The sequence below is a fragment of the Chitinophaga sp. CF418 genome, assembly GCF_900142925.1.
Taxonomy (GTDB): Bacteria; Bacteroidota; Bacteroidia; order Chitinophagales; family Chitinophagaceae; genus Chitinophaga.
The window spans coordinates 72,266-97,247 of sequence record NZ_FRCN01000008.1 but is presented as its reverse complement, the minus strand read 5'-3'; the positions used below and the strand labels follow the sequence as shown (position 1 = coordinate 97,247).

At 46.2% G+C, this 24,982-nt stretch carries 20 protein-coding genes; 18 read left to right on the top strand and 2 right to left on the bottom strand.

Features of this window, described 5'->3' with window-relative positions:
- Positions 1 to 34 precede the first annotated feature (34 nt).
- From F3I09_RS18325 to F3I09_RS18240, 18 genes are all read left to right on the top strand, one after another.
- Positions 35 to 1,390, top strand: a complete 1,356-nt coding sequence (locus F3I09_RS18325; protein WP_149696488.1) for a nucleotide sugar dehydrogenase — start codon at positions 35 to 37, stop codon at positions 1,388 to 1,390.
- Positions 1,391 to 1,397: 7 nt separating this feature from the next.
- Positions 1,398 to 2,588 (top strand): non-hydrolyzing UDP-N-acetylglucosamine 2-epimerase, encoded by a 1,191-nt coding sequence (wecB, locus tag F3I09_RS18320; RefSeq protein ID WP_149696487.1) that lies wholly within the window; start codon positions 1,398 to 1,400, stop codon positions 2,586 to 2,588.
- Complete coding sequence (locus F3I09_RS18315; protein WP_149696486.1) at positions 2,585 to 4,102, top strand: oligosaccharide flippase family protein; 1,518 nt, start codon at positions 2,585 to 2,587, stop codon at positions 4,100 to 4,102. The genes wecB (F3I09_RS18320) and F3I09_RS18315 overlap by 4 nt, the downstream gene beginning before the upstream one ends.
- A gap of 157 nt (positions 4,103 to 4,259) precedes the next feature.
- Positions 4,260 to 5,387, top strand: a complete 1,128-nt coding sequence (locus tag F3I09_RS18310) for a polysaccharide pyruvyl transferase family protein (protein ID WP_149696485.1) — start codon at positions 4,260 to 4,262, stop codon at positions 5,385 to 5,387.
- A 55-nt stretch (positions 5,388 to 5,442) separates the two neighbouring features.
- Positions 5,443 to 6,549: a glycosyltransferase gene (locus F3I09_RS18305; RefSeq protein ID WP_149696484.1), complete on the top strand. Its 1,107-nt coding sequence runs from the start codon at positions 5,443 to 5,445 to the stop codon at positions 6,547 to 6,549.
- Positions 6,546 to 7,079 (top strand): acyltransferase, encoded by a 534-nt coding sequence (locus tag F3I09_RS18300; protein WP_149696483.1) that lies wholly within the window; start codon positions 6,546 to 6,548, stop codon positions 7,077 to 7,079. The genes F3I09_RS18305 and F3I09_RS18300 overlap by 4 nt, the downstream gene beginning before the upstream one ends.
- The gene (locus tag F3I09_RS18295; protein ID WP_188133860.1) at positions 7,076 to 8,296 is read left to right on the top strand and encodes an O-antigen ligase; all 1,221 of its coding nucleotides are present in this window, start codon (positions 7,076 to 7,078) and stop codon (positions 8,294 to 8,296) included. The genes F3I09_RS18300 and F3I09_RS18295 overlap by 4 nt, the downstream gene beginning before the upstream one ends.
- On the top strand, positions 8,283 to 9,425 hold the full coding sequence (locus F3I09_RS18290; RefSeq protein WP_188133859.1) for a glycosyltransferase: 1,143 nt from the start codon (positions 8,283 to 8,285) through the stop codon (positions 9,423 to 9,425). Before F3I09_RS18295 ends, F3I09_RS18290 begins: the two co-directional genes overlap by 14 nt.
- A 15-nt stretch (positions 9,426 to 9,440) precedes the next feature.
- On the top strand, positions 9,441 to 10,433 hold the full coding sequence (locus tag F3I09_RS18285) for a glycosyltransferase (protein WP_149696480.1): 993 nt from the start codon (positions 9,441 to 9,443) through the stop codon (positions 10,431 to 10,433).
- A gap of 3 nt (positions 10,434 to 10,436) precedes the next feature.
- Positions 10,437 to 12,602, top strand: a complete 2,166-nt coding sequence (locus F3I09_RS18280) for a bi-domain-containing oxidoreductase (RefSeq protein WP_149696479.1) — start codon at positions 10,437 to 10,439, stop codon at positions 12,600 to 12,602.
- Between the two features lie 36 nt (positions 12,603 to 12,638).
- Complete coding sequence (gene wecB / locus F3I09_RS18275; RefSeq protein ID WP_149696478.1) at positions 12,639 to 13,757, top strand: non-hydrolyzing UDP-N-acetylglucosamine 2-epimerase; 1,119 nt, start codon at positions 12,639 to 12,641, stop codon at positions 13,755 to 13,757.
- On the top strand, positions 13,754 to 15,649 hold the full coding sequence (locus F3I09_RS18270; RefSeq protein ID WP_149696477.1) for an alginate lyase family protein: 1,896 nt from the start codon (positions 13,754 to 13,756) through the stop codon (positions 15,647 to 15,649). The genes wecB (F3I09_RS18275) and F3I09_RS18270 overlap by 4 nt, the downstream gene beginning before the upstream one ends.
- A gap of 2 nt (positions 15,650 to 15,651) precedes the next feature.
- Complete coding sequence (locus tag F3I09_RS18265) at positions 15,652 to 16,917, top strand: glycosyltransferase family 4 protein (RefSeq protein ID WP_149696476.1); 1,266 nt, start codon at positions 15,652 to 15,654, stop codon at positions 16,915 to 16,917.
- Positions 16,904 to 17,521 (top strand): sugar transferase, encoded by a 618-nt coding sequence (locus tag F3I09_RS18260; RefSeq protein ID WP_149696475.1) that lies wholly within the window; start codon positions 16,904 to 16,906, stop codon positions 17,519 to 17,521. Before F3I09_RS18265 ends, F3I09_RS18260 begins: the two co-directional genes overlap by 14 nt.
- A gap of 36 nt (positions 17,522 to 17,557) precedes the next feature.
- Positions 17,558 to 18,700 (top strand): DegT/DnrJ/EryC1/StrS aminotransferase family protein, encoded by a 1,143-nt coding sequence (locus tag F3I09_RS18255; RefSeq protein WP_149696474.1) that lies wholly within the window; start codon positions 17,558 to 17,560, stop codon positions 18,698 to 18,700.
- A gap of 52 nt (positions 18,701 to 18,752) precedes the next feature.
- Positions 18,753 to 20,516, top strand: coding sequence for a DUF4838 domain-containing protein (locus F3I09_RS18250; RefSeq protein WP_188133858.1), 1,764 nt, complete (start codon positions 18,753 to 18,755; stop codon positions 20,514 to 20,516).
- A gap of 177 nt (positions 20,517 to 20,693) precedes the next feature.
- Entirely contained in the window at positions 20,694 to 22,328 is a 1,635-nt protein-coding gene (locus tag F3I09_RS18245; protein ID WP_149696472.1) for a gliding motility-associated C-terminal domain-containing protein, read from the top strand.
- Positions 22,329 to 22,514: 186 nt separating this feature from the next.
- On the top strand, positions 22,515 to 23,396 hold the full coding sequence (locus F3I09_RS18240; RefSeq protein ID WP_149696471.1) for an FkbM family methyltransferase: 882 nt from the start codon (positions 22,515 to 22,517) through the stop codon (positions 23,394 to 23,396).
- A gap of 71 nt (positions 23,397 to 23,467) precedes the next feature.
- On the opposite strand, the gene F3I09_RS18235 is transcribed toward F3I09_RS18240, so the two are convergent.
- Together F3I09_RS18235 and F3I09_RS18230 are read right to left on the bottom strand one after the other, a co-directional pair.
- A complete protein-coding gene (locus F3I09_RS18235; protein ID WP_149696470.1) occupies positions 23,468 to 24,100 on the bottom strand; it encodes a class I SAM-dependent methyltransferase in 633 nt (210 codons plus the stop codon).
- Positions 24,051 to 24,968 carry a polysaccharide deacetylase family protein gene (locus F3I09_RS18230; protein WP_149696469.1) on the bottom strand — a complete coding sequence of 306 codons (918 nt, stop codon included), beginning with the start codon at positions 24,966 to 24,968 and terminating at the stop codon, positions 24,051 to 24,053. Before F3I09_RS18230 ends, F3I09_RS18235 begins: the two co-directional genes overlap by 50 nt.
- Positions 24,969 to 24,982: the final 14 nt, after the last annotated feature.

Genomic DNA, 24,982 nt, shown 5'->3' with positions numbered 1-24,982 from the left:
ATTTTTTCTAAAAATCTTTATTAATCTGTTTTTTATGAACAATGTTGTAGAAGAAATTAATCAGCTTCAGATAGCTGTGGAGACAGAAACAAAAATAGCACAACGCAGCATTGCCATAATAGGGTTAGGATATGTTGGACTGCCCCTGGCAATTGAGTTTGGGAAGCATTATAATGTAATGGGATTTGATATCAACCAGGAACGCATTGCAGAGTTGAGTGAAGGCCATGATCGCACGAAAGAGGCGGATATGGAAGAGTTGCTGGAAGCGATGAACCTGAAGAAAAAAAGTGGAAAGTCCCGCAAAGGATTATGTTTTTCTTTCAATAGAGAAGAGCTCAGGGACTACAATACATTTATCGTTACAGTACCTACACCTATTGACCAGTTTAAGGCGCCCGACCTGAAGCCATTGCTGAAGGCTTCAGAAATGATCGGTGCAGCCCTGAAACCAGGCGATATCGTCATCTATGAATCTACAGTATACCCCGGCTGTACAGAGGAAGATTGTGTGCCTGTACTGGAAAGAGTTTCGGGCTTAAAACTCAATAAGGATTTCTTTGTTGGATATTCCCCTGAAAGGATCAACCCCGGCGACAAGGTCAATACACTGACTAAAATAAAGAAAGTCACCAGCGGTTCCACCCCCGAGATTGCCACTGTTGTAGACGCCCTCTATGGCTCTATCATTAAAGCCGGCACCCATAAAGCGCCGAGCATCAAAGTGGCGGAAGCCTCCAAGGCGATTGAGAACGCACAGCGTGACCTCAACATCTCATTCGTCAATGAACTGGCCCTGATCTTTGACAAAATAGGAATAGATACCAATGATGTTATTGAAGCTGCCGGCACCAAATGGAATTTCCTGAAGTATAAACCGGGACTGGTGGGAGGTCACTGTATTGGTGTGGACCCTTACTACCTGGCGCATAAGGCGGAATCACTGGGCTATCATCCGCAGGTCATCCTGTCCGGAAGAAGAGTGAATGATACGATGGGACAGTTTGTGGCCAACAAGGTGGTGAAACTGATGATCGAAAAGGATCACAAAATAAAAGGCTCCAAGGCCCTGATACTGGGTATCACTTTCAAGGAGAATTGTCCTGACGTAAGGAATACAAGAGTGGTAGACATCTACCATGAACTGGAGCAGTTCGGACTGGATGTGGACATATACGATCCATGGGCGAATGAAGAAACTGTATATCATGAATACGGCGTAGACATTATTAAGAAGTTAGGCAGTTCTGTTGTTTATGATGCTATTATCGTAGCGGTAGCTCACCAGGAGTTTTTAGAGCTGGACTATAAGAAAATCATCAGGAATAACGGTGTCATTTTCGATACAAAAGCCTGTCTTAACAGGGATCTTGTGGATGCAAGGTTGTAAAGCAAGTATGATGAAGAAAAAAGTATTGATTGTTTTTGGCACAAGGCCCGAAGCCATTAAAATGGCGCCCCTGGTAAAAAAACTGATGAGCCAACCGGAAGAGTTTGAGGCGATTGTTTGTGTGACAGGCCAGCATCGTGAGATGCTTGATCAGGTACTGAAGATATTTGACATCTCGCCGGATTATGATCTGAATATCATGAAACAGGGCCAGGACCTGACGGATGTAACCATCAGGGTGCTCGAAGGCATGAGAAACGTGCTGAATGAAGTGACGCCAGACCTGGTGCTGGTGCATGGCGATACAACAACGTCCACCGCTGCCGCACTGGCTGCCTTTTACAGGCAGATCCCTGTGGCACATGTGGAGGCAGGGCTGAGAACACATAATATCTACAGTCCATGGCCTGAGGAAATGAACCGGAGTTTAACGGGACGGCTGGCGACCTGTCATTTCGCACCAACGGAAACCGCGAGGCAAAACCTCCTGAGAGAAGGGGTACCGGATGACAGGATATATGTAACCGGTAATACGGTGATCGATGCCCTGTACCTGGTGCTGCACAGGGTGCTGACCGACGAGCAGCTGAAACAGGAGACAGAATGTGAGCTGGGGAAGATGGGTATTTCAGTGGAGTTGATAAATGAATGGCAGCTGAAGAATGGTACTGCAGGTAGACGGATGATCCTGATAACCGGGCACCGCCGGGAGAATTTCGGAGACGGATTCCTCAATATCTGCGGCGCTATCAAAGAGCTGGCGGAGAAACACAGCAATGTTGACTTCATCTATCCTGTACATCTTAATCCGAATGTAAGGAAACCGGTGGCGGATATACTGATGAATGAGCAATTGCCCAATGTGTTTATTATCGAGCCTTTGGAATACCTGCCTTTTATTTACCTGATGAACCGCAGCTATCTTATTCTTACAGATAGCGGAGGCATCCAGGAAGAGGCGCCGGGACTGGGAAAACCGGTTCTCGTGATGAGACATACCACCGAACGGCCGGAAGCTGTGGCAGCGGGAACAGTGTCGCTGGTAGGGACAGACAAGACGAAAATATACGAGTACGTGAATAGCCTTCTTACTGACCGTCAGGCATATGAGAGTATGTCGAATGCGGTAAATCCCTACGGGGATGGAAGATCGTGTGAAAGGATTGTAGCGCATATAAATGAATTGCAGGCATTATGAACCGCAGCGTGCTAATTTCAAGAGTGGCAGGTATCCTACCAGAGAAAGCTACTGGCTTCATCAGAGGGAACCTGAGCTCAGACCTTGCCAGGAAGGTGTCTTCGGGCATCATTTGGAGTTTTATCGGAACTATCGGGTCCAGGTTACTGATCTTTCTGACATATGTGGCAATAGCCAGGATATTGAAGAAGCAGGGCTTTGGGGAGCTGGGAATGATCCGGTCTACGGTAGATATGTTCTCTACGTTTGCCGGGTTGGGGCTTGGCGTAACGGCGACGAAATTTGTTTCAGAATTCAGCGTGAAAGATAAGATCAAGGCCGGGCGTATTATCAGGATGTCATATCTGATATCCTGGGTAACAGGTATAGTAGTGGCTGGGCTGATCTTTATTTATGCAAAGCCGCTGGCATCAGTTTCTTTGAAATCGACAGAACTCATAAGGGATCTGCAATTGGGAGGGCTTGCTATTCTGTTCTACTCTGTAAATGGGGTACAGAATGGCATACTACTGGGATTGGAGAAGTTTAAGAGCATTTCCAGGATCAACCTGGTAGGAGGATTGATTAACATCCCTGTGGCTATTGTACTTTCCCTGACCTTCGGTGTGGCAGGCGCGGTGATTGCTTTAGCCAGCAATGCCATTGTGATCTGCATCATTGGCTTTTTTGAAGTGAGAAAGGCAGCGGGTGATTATGGCATAAATGTAAATGAGCGTGGTTTTACAAAGGAGCTAAACGTCCTGTTCTCCTATAGTTTGCCGGCAGTGTTGAGCGGCGGGCTGGTACTACCGGTGAACTGGTTTTGTAATGCATTCCTGGTGGAGCTTCCCGAAGGTTATCAGCAACTGGGTATCTATAACGCGGCCTTAAATATTATGCTGGTAGTAACGGTGATCAATGGCATGATAGGGCAGGCCTTTTTACCTTATGTGGTCAAGAACCTGGAGAATACGAACAAGAAGTTTGAGATGGCGAACAACTACCTGCCCTGGATTGTTGGGATTTTTATATCACTTCCGTTCATGTATATTCCTGAATTGGGTAACCTGCTGTTCGGCCGTGATTACGCCGGAGATATGTTGAAAAGCTCTATCGTACTGGTGATGTTCACCACTGTGATTGTTGCACACCGACAGGGTATTGCGCGGAACTTTACCGCGAGGGGATACATGTGGTGGAGCCTGATAACAAATGTAGTGTGGGGTATAATGGCCCTGGTCAGTATGCACTTTTTGAAACACTATGGTGCTATCGGACGTTCCGGCGCCTATGCAATTGCCTATTTTCTGAACACGCTTGTGTTCATCCCGTTTTATACCTCAAGAAAGTTGTGCGAGAAGGACTTTGTCTGGTCGTTCGAAAGTATATCAATATGGCTGCTGATCCTGTTATCGGCAGCGCTGATGATCTTTACCGAGATCGGGATCGCACTTAGAATTTTCATATTACTATCTGTGCTGGGAGCAATAGTTTTTTTGCTGATCAGGACATTTAAACGTCACACTGTTCAGTGAGTAAACGTGTCGTGAGGGGTAACGTTAATGCCAATCAACAGAGTCTAAAGCGAACTAAAGTTTTTTAAAGACAAATTGTGTTTAATATAAACCTGTATTCGCGAATGCCTGATTGGCGAAATACTATTATTAAACGCAGTTTGTTAATTATTATACCATGAGAAAAAATGTAGTAGTAAAAGGTGCATACGGTGAAGCGAATTTTGGAGATGATGCTTTGATGTGTACTATTGAGAATTTTTTTTTGACGAATGGCCTGGGGCTGAATGTTGATTTTTGCGGCAGCTCAAGCGACTACTGCCATCGGTTATTGAGGAAGTCTGGATATGTGGATGCAAATGATAACAAAAAGGCGACGGCTGACGTATTGATCTATGGAGGAGGTACGCAGTTCTTTTTATTCCATTCCAATAAAGGAGGATTTTATTTGAGACTCTTTTGGAAGTTGCTGACGGATAATCCGGGACTACTGATAAAAAAGATCAGGAGCAAATTTTCACGGAAAGAAACGGTGCCTGCAAAGAAGTCCGTGGGACTTGGGTTGGGGCTTGGTCCGTTCAACCCGGAGAATGGTAAGATAGAGGAAGTGAAAACGTTGGTAGGGCAGATGGACATGTTATATGTAAGAGATGCTACATCGGCGTCTTATTGTAAGGATTGGGGATACAATGTGAATGAAGGAGCAGACATATGCTATTCGAGCTTTCTGAATTATGATAAAGTTATTCGCAAAAATGGAAAGGACAATCATGCAGGACAAAAGCGCAGGAAGATAGGTGTGATAGTAAGGGACTGGAAATATGAAAATGGAGGTAATGAGTACCAGAATGCATTACTGAGGATGGTTGATGAGCAGAAGAATGCCGGTTACGAATTCACGTTCATCATTTTTTCCAGTTTGCGCGATGTGGAATGGAAGAAAATCATCAGCGAAAATGGGTATCCCTGCCTGGAATGGGACCCGTTCCAGAACCGTATAGAGCAGTTCATGGACAGGCTGAATGCTTTTGATGGCTTTATTACGGCGCGTTATCACGGAGGAGTAATGGCTGCTGTACTGAATAAGCCTGTTGTTTGTATCGGTATAGAACCGAAGCTGGGCATACTGGCAGAACAGGTGAAAGGCTTCAGGTTGTGGGATATGCCGTTCAGAGCAGACGATCTGAAGCAGGCGATGAGGGTATTTGATGAGCAGAACTTTGATTGTTCCCCTTCCGTGAATTCGTTACGGAGAAAGGCGGACGAAATGTTCGACTCATTACATCAGTATTTATGTGAGCTGTAAACGTCTTTAAATGAAAAACCTGCAGTAATAAAGTGATATAAACTAACCATAATAAATGAAAGTAGAGACGTCATACAAATCGGCTGTTATCGTATGTAAGGGTAATCCATCGTTTATCGCACCCGTTTTAAATGTGGTGCTCGGGCTCTCAAAATTGTATGAAAGCGTAAAGTTAATCTGCGGTGATATCAGTAAGGAAAGTGAGGCTTTTCTCCTGGGAGAATGTAAACATCTTTCCATAGAGAATCTACGGCTGCAGAACAGAGGAACATCAAAGATCTTATCCGTTTATTACTTCAGGAAGAAAGTATTTCAGCTTATTAACGGCACACCGCATGATCTTTTGTGGATCGCCACAGGAGATACAGCGGTGAGCCTTGGTACTAAACTGAAAGGCTACCAGTTTGTGATGTGCCTGCTGGAACTGTATGATGCGGTGCCTGTCTATAATTTTCTGCTGAGACGTCTCTCTCAATATGCATATAAGATTGTAACAGCAGAATATAACAGGTCTGCTATTCTGAGGGTAAGGTGGAAGCTGAAGAATACGCCTTATGTATTGCCTAATAAGCCGTACTTCAAGCCAGTGGAAGGAGGCAGTATTAATGGGACTAACGGCCCGCTGGTGCAGAAAGTAAAAGAGGAGATCAGCAAGGGAAAGAAAATCATTCTTTACCAGGGAATCATTACACATTACCGCAGGCTGGATACCATTGCCAAAGCCACATTTGAGAATGATTCGAAGTTTGTGTTCCTCATCGTAGGAAAGGACTTTGACTATATAGATACCTTAAAGGAGATCAATCCCAATATCATCCATATTCCTTTCATAGATGCGCCTTTGCACCTGGAAATCACGAAACTGGCGGATATAGGTATCGTAGTATATGATTTTATTGATCTGAATAACATCTACTGCGCACCTAATAAGATATGGGAATATGCGATGTTTTCAAAACCCATGCTGTGTAATGACATACCTGGATTAAAATACACGGTGGAACATTACAGGGCGGGCCTTTGTACGGATTTCAACTGTGTGGACTCCGTGAAGGATACAATGGGAAAGATCTTTTCTGATTATGGTGAGTATGCTTCAAATGCTGCGACATTCTATAACAGCGTAGATCTGGATTCAATCATAAAAAACATTGTAAGATGAGTCTGAGACCCGGCAGATTGTTTATTATCAACAAGGTGGTACGCGCCTTGCCCGGTACGCGGATGTTCAGTCTGAAGAGAAAGCTGCTGGCGTTTGCAGGTGCTAAGCTGGGCATCAACGTAAGGGTCATGGGACTGAAAGTATCAGGGCCATTTGAACTGCAGGTAGGCGACAATACCTTCATCGGTGAAGATACTTTCCTGGTGGGTGCTATCGACAGCCACATCAGGATAGGACGGGACTGTGATATTTCCTCCAGGGTGACGATCGTTACCGGTACGCACGAACTGACCCCTGATGGGGATAAAATGGCAGGAGAAGGATTTGGTAAGGACATTGTGATCGGCAATGGTGTATGGGTGGGCATCGGGTCTATTATACTGGGAGGTGTTACCATTGGTAACCGCGCTATTATCGGCGCGGGGTCTGTGGTGACGAAAGATGTTCCTGATTATTGTGTAGTAGCAGGTAATCCTGCAAAGATTATTAAAAAATATGATAACGTTCTGAAGATATGGGAAAAGGCATGAGTATACGAAACTTTGTGAAGAGCGGTATAAACATCGTCTGTATCGTATTCATCATCTTAAATTTCGCGTTAAAGTACGCCCATCTCAGCTTTCTGGATGGGGATGTCCTTTTCGTGCCCGTAATTGCCGGATTGGTGTTCTTCCTGTTCTTTCTGAAAAGGGAAAAGTTGTTCTCATTGTTTGTTCAGTTCAGGCTGTTTACAGCGCTGACCTTGCTTTTTATCGTGTACTACATCTTCCTGGACCCGCTGAAAGATGAGTCATTGGTGTACCTGGTATCCAAAACACTGTTGTTCATGATGTTCGCGCTGTTTATGGCGCTTAACACAGATGAATATAAACGGAAGTGTTTAAAGGGGCTGGCAATATTGATCCTCATTGGCCTGGTGTACGGCTCTTTTTCACAGACGGTGGATTCAGAAACCTTCAGGCTGAGTTTTGGATTCATGAATGCAAACAGTGCAGGTACACTTGCCGCTATTGCGTTTGGTATCATACTGCAAAATAAGTTCTTCAGAAAGATCATTGCCATACCTGCGATGATCTATCTGACCTATGTTGTGTTGATGACCGGATCAAGGGCGGCCCTTATTGTATATGTAGTGGCCTGGTTCTTCTCTGATCTCAGAAAGATACCGGCATATAAGTATTTGCTGCTGCTGTTACCCTTGTTGTTGCTGTTGCCCTACTTCATTTCCTATATCGGCTCGATGGATGCCAATAACTCCATCTCAAGGTTGATGGCAAGCATTAGTGGAAAGGAGAACATATTCCGTAACAGGGAGTATGCGTATGGATGGGGACTGAAAACCTTTGAGGATGAACTGATGAGAGGACACGGTCTTGCAAGATATGGCTGGACAGACCCTAAGTTCAGCAATAATAACATTACCAGTAATCCGCATAATGGCTACCTGGGGCTGGGCATCATGATGGGAGTGGTATTCGGGGCCATTTTCATTTTTATACTGTTCTGGAACTGTGTGAAGTATGCGATTGACTTCTTCAGGAATAAAAGGGAAGAGCTGCGTACCTATCTGTTTATTGTTATCAGTATTCTTATCACGGCTTTTGTAGAGTCCTATCTGATCGGGATCAATGAATTGATGACAAGCCTGTTTTGGTGTTGTGTAGCCAATATTCAGTTCGATTACTATATAAAATCGCGTGTTGAATTGCATACCGGAGAAAATAGTTATGCGCATGTCTATGAATAGAAAGTTTGTTTTCTGGCAGAATATGGTGAGTGTACACCAGTCTTGCTTCCTGCATTGCCTTTCATTGAAGGTGAATGTGGAGGTGGTACTGGTGACAGTTGTTGCTATAGAAGAGAAGCGGAAAAGAATGGGTTGGACAATTCCTGATATGGGCCGGGTGAAACTGATCGTATCGCCGGAGCAGACAGTGATCGATGAGATTGTAGCGTCGTCAGACAAAAACACCTATCATATTTTCAGTGGTTTTGATAGTGAACCGCTTTTCAGCAATGCCTTTGCCTATCTGACAGGCCACCGGCATAATGTGGGTATTATGGCTGAGCCATATAGTTGGCTGGGACTGAAAGGTAAAATCAGGTATCTGCGCAGCATCTATCACCGGCTGCGATATGGAAGAAGGTTTGATTTCATTCTTGCCATAGGCAGCAAAGGAATGGAAGTGTATAGCAAAGCCGGGTATAAAAAAGATAAGCTCTTTGAATGGGGATATTTTGTACAGGCTACGCCTCCTGTAACGGCAGCAGAAGATACAGCTTTCAGGGTGATGTACGCAGGAGGACTGGTGCCTAACAAGGGAGTGCATACCCTTATAAAGGCCTGGTCGAACGTAAAGAACAGTAATGGTGAACTGAATATAATAGGAGATGGTCCGGAAGCGCCCATGTTAAAAAGCCTGGTGGATGAGCTGTCCCTGTCTAATGTGAAATTCTCCGGTTTCCAGGAGAATGGTACGGTTATAAAGCTGATGGGGCAACATGATCTGTTTGTGCTGCCCAGTATACTGAAAGAGGGCTGGGGCGCAGTGATTAATGAGGCGCTGCAACAAGGTACTCCTGTTATCTGTACAGACCATTGTGGTGCTTCTGTATTACTGGGAGATCACAATTTCAGTACAGTCATCCGGGCAGGCGATGTCAACCGGCTATCGGAAGAGATGAATAAACGGATCAGCGCCGGAAAAGTACCCGCCGGCGCCAGGGAAAAGATCAGGCGCTGGTCTGAATGTTTGTCGGGCGGGCATGCAGCCGATTATTTCCTGGATATCATCCATTGCGTGTATGGGAATGGGGCTGCCCCACAGGCGCCCTGGAGAAAAGGAAAGAAGAGAGGAACGTTTGTTGACGGTTAAAAATAAAAGACGCAAATGATATTATTAGACGCGGTGTTTATTAATAATAGTGGTGGAAAGGTCTTACTGGATTATCTCGTATCTGAGATCAACAGTGCAGGGCTGGACTGTTTTTATCTATTCGATGCCAGGTGCAAAGGAGACTATGAATTTATTGCAGCGGACCGTAAGATTTTTATGAAAGGATCGCTGGCAGAAAGGCACCGGTTTTACAGGCAACGCGGTAAGCAATTCGATAAGGTGTTTTGCTTTGGTAACCTGCCGCCAACTTTACGATTGAAAGCAAAGGTCTTTACTTATTTCCATAATGTTTCCCTGCTCAGTTATCCGTCCACTTATGGGCTGAAAGAGAAAGTGCTGAAAACGATCAAAGGAAGACTGATCACTTTTTTAAGCCGGAATACGGATTATTTCATCGTTCAGACGAATGAAGTGAAAGCGTTACTCGCGCAGAAAGGTGTGAAGGCTGACAAGGTGATCGTAGCGCCATTCTATTATGTAGCACAGTGTAATGGGAACGGCAGCAGACAGGAATCTTTTGTGTTCATCAGCAACGGTAATACGCACAAGAATCATAAGAACCTGCTGCAGGCCTGGCGTATGCTGGCAGAGAGGAGTATGTTCCCCGAGCTGCATTTAACGGTTACCGGCAATTACAGTGAGTTGGTCAATACAATTGAAGCGTACAGGAATATGGGATTGAAGCTGGTTAATCATGGGTTTGTAAATGCTTATGATCTGTACAGCCAGCATAAGTACCTGGTGTATCCTTCTCTTTGCGAAAGTTTCGGATTAGGGTTGATTGAAGCCGTGAAATGTGGTTGTGATGTTGTAGCATCTGATTTGCCCTACGTTTTTGAAGTAGTTAATCCGACGCTCGTATTCGATCCCATGGAGCCACGTTCAATAGCCGATAGCATAGAGCAGATACTGAAAGGCGATCATCTTAAATCGACAACACTCGTAGTAGAAAATAAGATCAAAGAAATTGTAGACTATTTAAAATAGCATATGAAGCAACTGATTCAATCCTTCAAGACAGGTGAAACCATCCTGGAAGAAGTACCTGCGCCACAGGTAGCCAGAGGACAGGTATTGGTGAGGACAACAAGAAGTCTTGTTTCACTTGGTACGGAAAGAATGCTGGTGGAATTTGGCAAGGCGAACCTTGTCCAGAAAGCGCGGCAGCAACCTGATAAGGTAAAGCAGGTGCTGGAGAAGATAAAGACGGAAGGACTGATGCCGACGCTGGAGGCGGTATTTAACAAACTGGCGCAGCCGCTACCGCTGGGATATTGTAATGTGGGGAAAGTGATAGCGGTGGGAGAAGGCGTCAGCGAATTTAAAGTAGGCGACAGGGTGGCATCCAATGGTCCGCATGCCGAGATCGTATGTGTGCCACAGAACCTGGTAGCCGCTATACCTGCAAATGTATCTGACGATGAAGCGGTATTTACTGTTATCGGCTCCATCGGACTGCAGGGCATCCGGCTTTGTAATCCTACACTGGGAGAAACCATTGTGGTAACAGGGCTCGGGCTGATAGGGATGATCACCGCCGAATTGCTGCTGGCCAACGGCTGCCGGGTAATAGGCATTGACCTGGATGCTGAGAAGATCGCGCTGGCGAGGAAGAAAGGGATTATAGGTATCAATCCTGCGGAAGGCGCAGATGTAGTGAAATCAGTACTTGATGAGACACAGGGACGCGGCGCAGACGGTGTGATCATCACTGCTTCTGCAAAAACAGACGAGATCATATCTCAGGCGGCCAGGATGAGCCGCAAACGCGGAAGGATCATATTGGTAGGTGTTATAGGACTGAACATCAGCCGGGCTGAGTTTTATGAAAAAGAGCTCACTTTCCAGGTATCGTGTTCGTATGGTCCGGGACGATATGACGAAGAGTATGAACAGCGGGGAGTAGATTATCCGCTGCCTTTTGTGAGATGGACAGAGAAGAGAAACTTTGAAGCCATTTTACAGGCAGTTTCTTCCCGTAAACTGGATGTGGCTTCGCTGATCACGGAAAGAGTACCGCTGGATGAATATGACAGGGTATATGGCAGTATCGGTAAAAGCCGTGCTATTGCATCGATCCTTGTATACAGTGAAGATGCAGATCCCCGGCATACGGTGTATGTGTTGCCTGCTATTTCTTTTGCAGGAAAGAAAGGAGTATGGGGCATTATTGGTGCGGGCAACTTTACGAAAATGACCATGCTGCCGGCGCTGGAAAAGGCGAAAGCGGATATCAAGTATATCGCAAGTGCAGGCGGTATTACAGGAACCGCGCTGGCGAAGAAATATAAAATAGCGCTCAGTACGACGGATTACCAGGAGATATTGAGAGACAGGGAAACAGACGGCGTGATGATCACAACACGTCATAATACACATGCTGCGATGGTGCTGAAAGCCCTGGCGGCAGGAAAACATGTGTTTGTAGAGAAGCCCCTGGCACTGAATGAAGATGAGCTGGACCAGGTCATCGATGCATACGATGGCTCGGTGACATTGACTGTAGGTTTTAACCGCCGGTTTTCCCCCCATGTACAGAAGGTAAAACAGCTGGTAGGGAATACACCCATGAATGTTATTGCTACCATGAATGCAGGCGCTATTCCTTCGAATGTATGGGTACATGATATGAAGGTGGGTGGCGGCCGCATTATCGGCGAAGCCTGCCATTTTATTGATCTCATTACCTACCTGACCGGCAGTAAGATCACGGCGGTCTGTATGAACGCTATGGGGATACATCCTGCAGAGAATACGGATAACGCCTCCATACTGCTGCAGTATGAGAACGGGTCTACAGGTGTGATCAACTATTTCTCAAACGGGTCAAAAGCTTATCCTAAGGAAAGGATCGAAGTCTATTCACAGGACAGGACTGCCGTTATCGATAATTATAAGCAGACTACCGGCTACGGCTTCAGAGGTTTCTCCAAACTAAAGACAACGCTGGACAAGGGGCATAAAGCGCAGTTCCAGGCTTTGATCAACAGTATCAGAAATGGCGGAGCGCCCCTGATCCCGTTTGATGAGATCGTGAATACTACACGCGCCAGTTTTGCGGCTGTAAGAAGCCTGCAACAGAGCGGATGGGTGAGACTGGACCAGGTCAAAGTCGCCGCACCCGTTGCCACAGAACCGGCGGAAGCACTTCAATAAACAGCACGTTGTTCATCTGTCAATAAACATTACTGAATGAAAATAACTCTTATTGCCGGAGCCAGGCCCAATTTCATGAAGATAGCCCCCATCATTGCCGCCATCAGGGACAGGCAGCAACAGGGAGAGGATATCAATTACCGGCTGGTACATACAGGTCAGCATTATGACAAGAACATGAGCCAGTCTTTTTTCGAACAGCTCAACATACCGGAACCGCATGCGAACCTGGAAGCAGGGGGCGGTTCCCAGGCAGAGCAGACGGCCAATATCATGGTGCGTTTTGAAAAGGAACTGATGGAACACCGCGTAGACCTTGTGCTGGTGGTAGGCGATGTTACCTCAACACTGGCCTGCTCCATCGTTGCCAAAAAGCTGATGGTAAAGGTGGCCCATGTGGAAGCCGGGATAAGATCGGGGGATATCACCATGCCGGAAGAGATCAACCGTATGGTAACGGACGCGATCACTGACTATTTCTTTACAACATCCGACATAGCAAACGCTAATCTGCGGAGGGAAGGGAAGCTGGATGAGCAGATCATTTTTGTAGGCAATACGATGATCGATACCCTACTGAAACAGCGTAGCCGGTTTGCACCTCCCGCCATCTTCGAAACGGCAGGATTAAAGCCGCAGGGCTACCTGGTGATGACCCTGCACCGTCCTGCCAATGTGGACGTGCAGGAAAACCTGTCGCTACTGATCAGCGAGATCATGAACAATAGCAACGGACTGCCCGTGATCTTCCCTGTTCATCCCCGTACAGCCAGGAACCTGGAGAACAGCCGGCTGACATATCCTAATCTCCACCTGGTGGAACCCTTGGGGTACCTGGAGTTTAACTACCTGGTGGAAAATGCAAAAGTTGTTATCACCGATTCCGGTGGCATCACAGAAGAGACAACGGTGATGGGCGTACCCTGTATGACCTTAAGAGATACTACCGAACGGCCGGAGACGTGTACGCTGGGTACCAATGAATTGCTGGGTACAGATCCCCGTGCTATCAAACCTGCGATGGAAAGATTATTCAGGGGCGAGTGGAAAAAGGGAAGCATACCTCCTTTATGGGATGGGCATGCCGCTGAGCGGATTATCGGAAGCCTGATGGAAATATTTGCTGACACTGAAAAATATAGCCGTGCGATATGAGTAGTTGGAAGACCTTGCAGAAAGGTATGAGGGTGGTGCACAACATGGGCTGGAGGTATATTGCATTCCGGTCCGTCTATGAACTTAACAGGAGAACCGGACGGCTTAAAAAGCGCTTTCCGGGCACTCCGGCTAAAGTTAAATACCTGTCACTGGACAGCTGGAAGAATCAGACCGTACAATTCTTTTTCGGCAGCAGGGAAGAGCTGGCCATTCCCCGTAATCCGGAGGCGGAACTAGCTACCCGTTACCAGGATATTAAGGCCGGTAAACTGCCTTTCTTCAATGGGAAGGTGATAGACCTGGGTATTGACAGTGACTGGATGAGGAACCCGGATAGTGGTTTTGTGTATGAGCGCGATAAACACTGGACAGAGATAGAAGATTACTCAAAGGAGGCTGGCGATATCAAGTTTGTATGGGAAAAGGCGAGGTTCGCTTATCTGTATGATATTATCCGCTATGATTATCATTTTAAGGACGATTGCGCCGCTTTTGTGCTGCAGCATATCCTATCCTGGATAAAGGCAAATAAAGTCAATTGCGGGCCTCATTATAAATGTAGTCAGGAAATAAGCCTGCGGGTGCTGAACTGGACCTTTGCATTGTATTATTACCGCAATTCAGCACACCTCACAGAACAGGTGTTTGAAGAGATCCAGCATGCTATTTACTGGCAGCTGCATCATGTGTATGAGAATATCAACTTCTCCCGGATTGCCGTAAGAAATAATCACGCGATCACGGAAACGCTTGCCCTTTACCTGGGAGGCCTGTTATATCCCGCATTCCCGGGCGCTGCGAACTGGAAAGAAAAGGGCCGGAAATGGTTCATACAGGAGATAGGGTACCAGATCTATCCTGATGGCAGCTACCTGCAGTTCTCAATGAACTATCACCGGGTGGTAGTTCAGTTGTTAACGTGGGCCATCCGCCTGGCGGAGCTGAATGATGAAGCCTTTCCTGCTGTGGTAGCAGAAAGGGCAGAGAAATCGCTGCAGTTCCTGCGTTCATGTATGAACGACAGCAATGGCTGGTTACCTAACTACGGCGCTAATGACGGCGCGCTTTTCTTCCGGCTGAATAGCCGGCAGTACCGCGATTACCGGCCGCAGTTACAGGCATTAGCGGTATTGCTGGACGTTGATGCGGCATTCCCGGAAACATATGAGGATGTATACTGGTATGGTAAAGTGCCTGCTGAAAAAGAAGTGACGCCGAAGGAGTATAAGGGCTTGTTCAGCTATCCTGACGGTGGTTATTACGTTTGCCGGGAACAGGATACTGTCACGTTCCTGCGTTGCGGCAGTCACCGTGACCGGCCTTCCCAGGCAGATAACCTTCATCTGGATATCTGGTATAAGGGAGAGAACATCCTGATGGACGCCGGTAGTTATAAGTACAACACCAATGAACAGACGTTGCGGTATTTCATGGGGACTGCTTCCCATAACACGGTGATGCTGGAAGACTATGACCAGATGGAGAAAGGTGCGCGGTTTATCTGGTATAACTGGACGCAATGCAGGAATGCGGTGCTGTATGAAACGAAGGAAGAGTATATCTGGGACGGAACTATCTCTGCCTTTCAGCATGCCGGACCGGATATTACACACAGGCGTGTGGTGAAGAAAAAAAAAGGCGCGCCGCTCTGGCGGGTGGAAGACTACATCACGAACAAGCCGGCACATTTGGCAATGCGTCAGCTATGGCATACTGTGTTGCCGGAAGCAATTACCTGGAAGGCCGGGGACAAGCAGGGAAATATACTGAAGGCAGAGGAGAGAAAAGGGGCTTATTCTTCGCTGTATGGCGTGAGGGAAGAAAGCCGGGAGCTTATATTTACCACAGACCAGTATGCAATCATCACAGATATAAGTTTAAATAGATAGTTATGAAGGTTTTACTGATTCACCAGTATTTTTTAGAGGAAGACGATCCCGGAGGCTCCCGGTGGAATGAAATAACAAAGACATGGACTGATCAGGGACATAGCGTAACGGTGCTGGCCGGAATGATGCATGCCAACGGATCGGAGAAACGTGCGGAGTACAAGAAGAAATATTTCGTGAAGAAACAGCAGGGAGATGTGACGGTATGGAGGTGTCATGTATCTGAGTCCTACAACCGTAACTTCCTGGGACGTTTATGGGGTTATTTCTGTTTTATGTTCTCTTCTATGTGGGCAGGATTATTTAAAGTAAAAGGAGAATTTGATGTGGCGATCGTTACTTCGCCGCCTTTGTTTGTGGGATTCTCCGGGTATGTGCTGTCCAGGGCCAAAAGAGTGCCTTTCCTGTTTGAAGTAAGAGACCTTTGGCCGGAATCGGCTATTGATTCGGGCGTGCTTAAAAATAAAATGATCATTAAGCTGGCCTACTGGTTTGAAAGTTTCATCTACCGGAAGGCGGCGCTGATCAATGTACTGACCCCTGCGTTTTACAATACCCTGAGGGATAAAAAGAACGTACCGGAGAACAAGTTGATCTTTATTCCCAATGCAGCAGACTTCACCTTGTCAGACAATCTGCTGGATACTTTTGACAGGGATGCGTTCCGGGAAGAGCATCGGTTAAATGGTCATTTTGTGATCACTTATGTGGGTGCACACGGGGTAGCCAATGACCTGGAACAGCTGCTGAAAGCGGGCAAACAACTGGAAGATACGCCTGTACTGTTCCTGCTGATAGGGCAGGGAATGGATAAAAAACGCCTGCAGCAGGTAGCCGATGAGATGAAGGTAAAGAATGTACGCTTCCTGGATCCGGTTCCTAAACGGGATGTGTTTAAATACATACTGGCGTCTGAAATGGGTACTTCCGTTCTGAAGAAAGCAGATACCTTCAAAACAGTTTACTCCAATAAAACGTTTGATTATATGGCCTGTAAAAAACCTATCCTGATGGCTATTGATGGCGTATCCAGGGGGCTGGTGGAAACAGCAGGAGCGGGCGCTTATGTAGAGCCTGAAAATATTGCTGAGTACAATCGCATCATCCGGGAATACCTGTTACAGCCTGACAGGATTAAGAGAGAAGGAGAAAGCGGTTTTGCTTATGCAAAGCAGAATTTTGACAGGCAGGTGCTGGCATTGCGGTATATAGATTTCATACAACAGAAAATATTAAAAAACGGTAGTCTGAGTAATGCAGTTGTATAGTAAGATGATAAAGCCTTTGCTGGATGCTGCAATAGCGTTTATCACGCTATTGGCGCTATCTCCCTTGCTTGTTTTGCTTACCGTGTTCCTCTGGTTGGCGAATGAAGGAAAGCCTTTCTTTTTTCAGGCCAGGCCCGGCAGGAACGGGCGGGTATTCAAAGTGGTGAAATTTAAAACCATGAATGATAAGCGGGCGGCCGACGGGCAATTGCTGCCCGATGAAGCGAGGCTGACCCCGGTAGGGAAGTTTATAAGAAAAACCTCCCTGGATGAACTCCCCCAGCTGTTGAATGTTTTGAAGGGAGATATGAGCCTGGTAGGCCCACGCCCCTTATTGGTAGAATATTTGCCATTGTATAATGATGTACAGCGGAAAAGGCATAATGTGAAGCCCGGTATTACCGGCTGGGCGCAGGTGAATGGCAGGAATGCCATCAGCTGGTCTGAGCGCTTTGCGTATGATGCCTGGTACGTAGATAATGTCAGTTTTGCGTTGGATGTAAAGATCCTGCGGATGACGGTACAGAAGGTAATACAATCCGAAGGCATAAGCTCCGCATCATCAGTCTCTATGGAGAAGTTTACCGGGAATGATGCACAATAGTTGAAAAACGATACGAAGACTTTAAACATTACACTTGTGAATACAAAAATCTGGCTTTCATCTCCCCATATGGGAAATAAGGAACTCGAATATGTACAGGAGGCTTTTAGAACCAACTGGATAGCCCCTTTAGGACCTCATGTGGACGGGTTTGAACGCGATCTGGCAGCTTATACAGGTGCAGGTCATGTGGCGGCATTATCTTCCGGGACAGCGGCTTTACACCTGGCACTTATTTTACTGGGCGTGGAAAGAGGGGATGAAGTGATCTGCCAGAGCATGACATTTGCTGCTTCCGCCAATCCTATTGTTTATCAGGGGGCCATACCTGTGTTTGTAGACAGTGAGGAAGATACCTGGGGAATGGACCCTGCACTGCTGGAAGAAGCCATTAAAGACAGGATTGCCAACGGTAAAAAGCCTAAGGCGATCATTCCTGTACACTTATACGGTATGCCTGTAAAAATGGACGAAATACTGGCCATTGCAGCTGCATACGACATCCCGGTGGTGGAAGATGCAGCGGAAGCGCTGGGTGCTTCTTTCCAGGGGAAAGCCTGTGGCACATTCGGCCGCTTAGGGATACTCAGTTTTAACGGCAATAAGATCATCACCACCAGTGGTGGTGGAGCGCTTACAGGAGATGATGAAGAACTTATCAAAAAGGCCAGGTTCCTGTCCACACAGGCCAAGGATGCCGCACCACATTACCAGCATAGCCAGATAGGATACAATTACCGGATGAGTAATGTATGCGCAGGCATCGGCAGGGGGCAGATGGAAGTGCTCAGCGAGCGGGTAGCGCAAAGAAGAGCTAATCATGAATATTACTTAAACCAACTATCTGATTTTCCGGGCATTACTTTTGTTATGGAACCGGAAGGATTTTATTCCAACAGGTGGCTGACTACAATACTGGTCAATCCTGCCGAAAGTAACGGTGTGACCAGGGAGGAACTGAGAATTGCGTTGGAAAAGGAGAATATTGAGTCAAGACCACTGTGGAAACCGATGCACCTGCAGCCGGTATTTGAAACCGCACCTGCTTATACGAACGGGACCTCAGAAAGACTGTTTGACCAGGGGCTTTGTTTGCCCAGCGGATCAAACCTTACTCAGAATGACCTGAACAGGGTAATTAATGTATTCAATGAAGTAATGCAGCCGCAGAAGGTATAGGCGGATAGATGCCGGTATGATAAAGATGTGGTTGCGTAAAAAAAACGTGAACATGAAAAAAGCATTTTTATTACTGGCAGTATTGTCAGGCGCTTTTATGAGCTGCGCACAGGGGCTTATTCTTGTAAAAAACAATGTGGCCGTATCTGGGATCGTTGTGGCAAAAGACGCCAGCGACCAGGTGCGGACTGCGGCGAAGACGCTACAGCAGTATCTGCAAAAAAGTACCGGCGCTACCCTGCCTATCAGAAACCCGGGGCAGGGAACTTCCAATCTGTATATTGGTAAAGGTGCTTATACCCGCATCGGTAATGTTGACCTGGATGACGATGGTTTCCTTCTGCAATCAGTTGATGGGAATAATTTTGTTATCCTTGGTGGCAGTGACTGGGGGACAGAATTTGGGGTATATGATTTCCTGGAAAGATTCGTAGGCGTAAGATGGTTGCTGCCAACGGATCTGGGAACGGTGATACCTAAACTGAATACACTGCAGATCCCTGCTGTTAAGATTGTCGAAAACCCCGTCTTTTTGTCGCGCGCAATTTCTCCCATCTGGATAGATAAAAATACTGTTCCGATGAATCAATGGGGTAGGTTCAACAGGCTGAGAAGCAGGTTAGATGCCTCGCATAACCTGAAGAACCTGTTTCCGCCGGAGAAGTTTTCCAGGTCCCATCCTGAATTTTATCCGATGGTAAAGGGAAAGAAGGTTTTACCTACAACCAATAGCGACCAATCCTGGCAGCCTGATTTTGGTGCCGCCGGTATTGCGGATGCCGCGTCAAAAGAAATTATCAATTGGTTTGATCAGCATAAGGATGCGACGAATTATTCCCTCGGCATTAACGATTCCGGCAATTTCAATGAATCAGGCAATTCCAATGCCCGGGGCCTGGGACAGAAGAATGTGATGGGTTTTACTAATTTTTCCGACGGGTATTATGCCTGGGCAAATGATGTGGTGAGTAAGGTCAGGAAGGTATATCCCGGGAAAAAATACCCCGTACTCGCATATACGTCGGTAGCAGAACCTCCTTCAGATAAAAAAGTTGATAAGGATATCATTCCTTTTATTGCTTATGAAAGGGCGCGCTGGGGCGCCAGGGCACTGAGACAGACGGATCAGGATTTAACACAGCGTTGGGCGCAGGCAGCGGAGTCACTGGGTTGGTATGACTATATTTATGGTCTTACATATCTGCTGCCGAGGGTTTTGTTTCATTCTATGAAAGAATACCTCGCATGGGGTAGCGCACACAAAGTAAAGTACTATTACGGTGAGCTGTACCCGAATTGGGGAGAGGGGCCTAAAGGCTGGATAATAGGAAAGTTGTTATGGAATCCTAACCAGGATGTAGACGCGCTGCTGGACGACTGGTGCAGGAATGCTGCCGGCAAACAGGGCGGCCCTAAGCTGAAGGCTTATTATGCAATATGGGAAAAGTTCTGGTCGCAGGACGTATTCGCCAATGGTGGTAACTCCGACACCAAAAGCAGGATCACTTTCTTTAATCCGTCTTATTTACAGTCAGTGCCGGATGATTACCTTACTCAATCCGATAAATTGCTTGCCGACGCTTATAAACTGGCAGAAACAGATCAGCAAAAACAGCTGGTGACCAGGTTGACCCAGATGTGGACTGTCTACAGGTTGTCTGTGGTAGCGTATAAGAAATATCAGCAAGGGAGAGGGAACTCTCCGGAAGGCAGGCAAAGACTGGAATTACTGCAATCATTAAAGAGCGACCTCCTCTATTCCCTACCGGCCAATTCTATTCTTTCCAGGGCCACAGTGGCAGGTAATGACTGGTGATGCCTCCCAAAAGAAGCTGAGACTCCATTGTTCATGTATTGTAAAATTTAAAATATTAATTGTCTGGGGAAAGAGTTATATAATAACTTTTGTATATTTGATTAATACGATTGTTCCAGACTAATTAATCCTTCTTACTATGGATGTGAAGTAGTAAGAGACCTATCCTATGAACCTATGAAAATCATTGTCCGTCTGTCCCGGCGATGGGAAGCCGTGCGCAGACGTAACTCATTCCTTGTTGGAGGAACTCAAATAACCTGTACCGGCCTGAAGTTTCTCTTTTGTTTATTTATTGCCGGCGTGTCAGTCCGTCCTGTTGCAGCACAGGATATACCACTGGTCAATCCTTCGCTGGAAGATAAGCCCAAGGATAATAAAGCGCCCGCGGGCTGGGTCATTGCCGCACAGACACCGGATGTGCAACCGGGTATGTATAAAGTATATGTGCCGCCCACAGATGGTAAGTCTTATGTAGGCTTGCACAGCGGACCCGGCTATCTGGAAGGTATTGCGCAGGCACTGACAACTGTAATGCGGGGAGGCAGGTCTTATAATATGTCATTCGATTTTGCTTATTATGCTGCTTATGTTTACAAAGGATGTTATGGTAACGTCTCGGTTTACGGGGGAAATGCGCCCGGAGATACAGCTGAGCTGTTATGGAATTCCCGCGAGTTCTATCATACCGCATGGAAGCGTTATTCAGCTAATCTGAATCCGTCGGCAGATTACAAATACCTGGCTATTTACGCCACGGTATCTTCCGCGCAATGTAATAGTAAGTATGGAGTGGTGGCGCTGATAGATAATTTATCTCCACAATTGACAGAGGGGCCACAGATTACTATTGCCGCAACGAATACCTGTAAGGGTGGCAATACAGGGAATATATCAGTGAAGGTAACTGCCGGGACAGGGCCTTTTACATATGAGTGGCTGCCGGGCGGGGAAACGACCAATCAGCTGTCACATCTTGCTGCCGGGGAGTACCAGGTGAAGGTAACGGCAAAAAATGGTCTGAAGATCTCAGGAAAAGTGCAAATAGCGGAGTCCGATCTGACAAGTTCCTTTACGGCGACGGGCGCTTTATGCAATGGAGATGATCAGAACCGTTTGCAGATCCATACAACGGGCGGACAGCCGCCATACCGTTATTATCTGAACAACGCTGAGCAGAGCGTCAGCACACCTGTATTTTATCATTTGCGGGCAGGCAATTATACTATGAAAGTAGAAGATGAGAATGGCTGTTACAACAGGATAGAAGATATCCGCATTACTGAGCCCCCCGCACTTTCCCTGCAAGAGATTTCGATAAAGAATACCAGCTGCAGCAGCGTGCAGGACGGCCGGATCATCCTGACGGCTACAGGTGGAACACCTCCTTATGTGTATAGTATTCCTGCAAGGAATATTACGCAATCCGACAGTACACTGCACCAACTGGGAGCAGGCTGGTATAATTTTACAATATCTGACAGTCATGGCTGCACAGTGGAAGGTCAGGCCGGTATTGCAATGGAATCGAGGGATTGCGCCGTGTATATTCCCACTGCTTTTAGTCCGAACAGAGATGGGGTCAATGATGTGTTCAGGGTGAAGGTAAATGATGCGGTAACAGCATTCAGACTGGCTGTTTACGGACGATGGGGGAATCTTATATTTGAAACAAATGATCCGGAGACAGGCTGGGATGGTGCACAGAAAGGGAGCTTTTTACCGGCAGGCAGTTATGTGTGGGCGCTGACGTATACTGATAGTAAGAAGCAAGCGGTAAAGCAACAGGGTACGCTTGTATTGATCAGATAGGCACTGAACGGAAGTATTTCCGGGCTGGAAAAAAGTTTTCCGGTTCGGAAATTTATCGTAGTTTGAAGTAGGAATGCAAATTTTTCTCAGAAATTAAGGAATATCTTCTGATACGTAAACCACGCGAGAGGATTGTTATATTTTGTCTTTTTACCCCGTTTAAATTCCATATTAGAAACCAATCCCATGAGTCTTCTTACTACTTTAAAATTTCTGGCAAAACATCCGTTAAGTACAGATCGCAAGTTCCAGACCATCTGCCGTTTTATTGGCTGGCAGATTTCCTCCAGACTGACGCCGTATCCGGTCATTTATCCCTTCACTGTAAAGTCGAAATTGATTGTACAAAAGGGAATGTCCGGTGCTACAGGCAATTTATATTGTGGTCTTCATGAATTCCATGACATGGCCTTTTTACTGCACTTATTGCGGTCAGGAGACCTTTTTGTTGACGTAGGGGCAAATGTAGGCGGATATACAGTATTGGCTTCCGGGCATGTAGAAGCGGATACGATTGCCATTGAACCTGCTCCGTCCACTTATGCAAAGTTGCTGGCGAATATCCGCATTAATGATATGGGGGATAGGGTCCATGCCTTAAATATCGCATTGGGATCTGCTGCCGGTGTAGTGAATTTTACAACCTCCCTGGATACTACCAATCACGTGGTAGTGGGAGAGGAGGCCGCAGATACAGTAGAGATCAATATAGACACACTTGACAATGTACTGGAAAATCACTCCCCTATACTATTAAAAATTGATGTGGAGGGATTTGAAACGGAAGTGTTGAGAGGCGCGAAACATACATTGCAGAATGAAAGTCTGAAAGCGATCATTATCGAACTAAACGGTCTGAGTGAGCGGTATGGTGTGGAGAACAGAAAGAATCATGAGGCGCTGTTGGAATATGGATTTCTTCCTTATACTTATGATCCGTTTAAGAAGGAGTTGTGCAGATGCAAAACCTTTGGTGATTTTAATACCATCTACATCAGGGATATAAGTTTTGTGAAAGACAGATTAGCAACTGCAGATAAGGTATATCTCAGGAATCAGGTGATCTGAGACGCTGAGGCAAATAGCATTAAAGCCCGCCTGGTCAAATACCTGGCGGGCTTAATATTGCATAACGTAATTTATTTTTTCCTCGCAATGGTTACCCAACCTGCGCCGGTAGTTACTACTTCGATGTTTTTAATGTTACAGCTGGCGTGAAGGTCCCGTATGCTTTTTTCACTGTAATGATAAACAGAACAGGTATAGCGATACCGGCGAAGCGCCATTCTGAGCCCATTTTTTGGCCAGGACACGACAAACGCTTTGTTAGTAACAGCATCCATTCTCTTGATGAATGAACGGGCATCTTCAATATAATCCAATACACCTGCCGCTACAGATACATCAAAAGTTTTGCGGTCCAGATCATGCTTCATGAAATCTCCCTCAATGAATTTGCAACGATCGGCAACGCCTTCAGCGGCAGCATGTCTTCTTGCATATTCATTCATCGATTCTGCAAAATCAATTCCCAGCAGGAAAGAAGCATCTGAGTTCTTTAGCCAGGTAACACTGTTTACTCCCGGTCCGGAACCTATATCCAACACAGTGGGGCGATTGTATTCCTGTATTGTTTTCAGTGCAACAGCCGTACGTGTGTAAACAGCCTGCCTGAATAGTTTGTCGAAGAAAGAGGGTTTTTTGTAATAATTGGCAAACAAGTCACTGCGGACATCCCAGTACTGTTGGGCTGTGTGTACGTTTTTTGACATTCTCAGCTTTTTTTAAACAGGTAATGAAATTATAACTTTCAAGTAAAGAACTTATTTTAGGCAGGATGGAACTTCTGAACAGGTTCCAGCGCACATTGGTAAGAAAAGTTTTGGTTTTGGAGTAGCTGGTGCCTGGAGGATAATTTTCCCTGCAATTGATATGCCGTGTGTCGAATTCATAAGGATGCAGATACAGCATTACATTCTGTTGCCTGTTGTTCAGTTCCCTGAAAACACGATCTAAATAAAACTTGGGAAAGATCCTCATATAACCACCACCGGCTACCGGTATCTTCTTGCGGTTCTTTTCTATTACCGTCAATGGAAGTTCAACGATTGATCTGCCATTAGGTAATTCATACAGCATATCGTTTGTATTAAAATTGGCGATGCCATACCGTTTAAGCTTAATCGGGAAGATACTGCTGTCGTAGATAAGCCCAAGTTCAGACAGTATTTCCAGCACATACATATTACTTTCATCAATAGAAAAATAGGGGGCCCGGTAACCATAGACAGGCGCTCCTATAATATCGGTGATCAGTTTATAGGAATCTGACAGGTCTTTGTACGCATCCCTTTTGCTGAGGCTCCGCATGTTTAAGTGATGCTGGCCATGCATGGCAATTTCGTGTCCCTGGCTGGCAATCTTCATTACCAGGTCTGGGCGGTATTGCGCCAGCATACCCAGGATAAAGAAAGTAGCCTTCTGGTTTGTCTGGGATAAAATGTCGAGAATAATGTTGGTTTGCCTGTCAATCGTTTTAAGTGGTTGCGTGATCATGGCGCAATGATCTCTGCATAATAGCTGACCAAAATCCTCCCAGTCAATGGAAAGCGTAAACGTGGGGGTATAGCTGTGTTTCATAATATTTTGAGGCT

Excerpts from the sequence above, each read along its gene's own strand:
- F3I09_RS18315 (WP_149696486.1), top strand. The coding sequence starts at position 2,585 with ATGAACCGCAGCGTGCTAATTTCAAGAGTGGCAGGTATCCTACCAGAG.
- F3I09_RS18300 (WP_149696483.1), top strand. The coding sequence starts at position 6,546 with ATGAGTCTGAGACCCGGCAGATTGTTTATTATCAACAAGGTGGTACGC.
- F3I09_RS18245 (WP_149696472.1), top strand. The coding sequence starts at position 20,694 with ATGAAAATCATTGTCCGTCTGTCCCGGCGATGGGAAGCCGTGCGCAGA.
- F3I09_RS18235 (WP_149696470.1), bottom strand. The coding sequence starts at position 24,100 with ATGTCAAAAAACGTACACACAGCCCAACAGTACTGGGATGTCCGCAGT.
- wecB (WP_149696478.1), top strand. The coding sequence starts at position 12,639 with ATGAAAATAACTCTTATTGCCGGAGCCAGGCCCAATTTCATGAAGATA.
- F3I09_RS18280 (WP_149696479.1), top strand. The coding sequence starts at position 10,437 with ATGAAGCAACTGATTCAATCCTTCAAGACAGGTGAAACCATCCTGGAA.
- F3I09_RS18290 (WP_188133859.1), top strand. The coding sequence starts at position 8,283 with ATGTCTATGAATAGAAAGTTTGTTTTCTGGCAGAATATGGTGAGTGTA.
- F3I09_RS18260 (WP_149696475.1), top strand. The coding sequence starts at position 16,904 with ATGCAGTTGTATAGTAAGATGATAAAGCCTTTGCTGGATGCTGCAATA.
- wecB (WP_149696487.1), top strand. The coding sequence starts at position 1,398 with ATGATGAAGAAAAAAGTATTGATTGTTTTTGGCACAAGGCCCGAAGCC.
- F3I09_RS18230 (WP_149696469.1), bottom strand. The coding sequence starts at position 24,968 with ATGAAACACAGCTATACCCCCACGTTTACGCTTTCCATTGACTGGGAG.
- F3I09_RS18325 (WP_149696488.1), top strand. The coding sequence starts at position 35 with ATGAACAATGTTGTAGAAGAAATTAATCAGCTTCAGATAGCTGTGGAG.
- F3I09_RS18270 (WP_149696477.1), top strand. The coding sequence starts at position 13,754 with ATGAGTAGTTGGAAGACCTTGCAGAAAGGTATGAGGGTGGTGCACAAC.
- F3I09_RS18295 (WP_188133860.1), top strand. The coding sequence starts at position 7,076 with ATGAGTATACGAAACTTTGTGAAGAGCGGTATAAACATCGTCTGTATC.
- F3I09_RS18285 (WP_149696480.1), top strand. The coding sequence starts at position 9,441 with ATGATATTATTAGACGCGGTGTTTATTAATAATAGTGGTGGAAAGGTC.
- F3I09_RS18305 (WP_149696484.1), top strand. The coding sequence starts at position 5,443 with ATGAAAGTAGAGACGTCATACAAATCGGCTGTTATCGTATGTAAGGGT.
- F3I09_RS18310 (WP_149696485.1), top strand. The coding sequence starts at position 4,260 with ATGAGAAAAAATGTAGTAGTAAAAGGTGCATACGGTGAAGCGAATTTT.
- F3I09_RS18240 (WP_149696471.1), top strand. The coding sequence starts at position 22,515 with ATGAGTCTTCTTACTACTTTAAAATTTCTGGCAAAACATCCGTTAAGT.
- F3I09_RS18265 (WP_149696476.1), top strand. The coding sequence starts at position 15,652 with ATGAAGGTTTTACTGATTCACCAGTATTTTTTAGAGGAAGACGATCCC.
- F3I09_RS18250 (WP_188133858.1), top strand. The coding sequence starts at position 18,753 with ATGAAAAAAGCATTTTTATTACTGGCAGTATTGTCAGGCGCTTTTATG.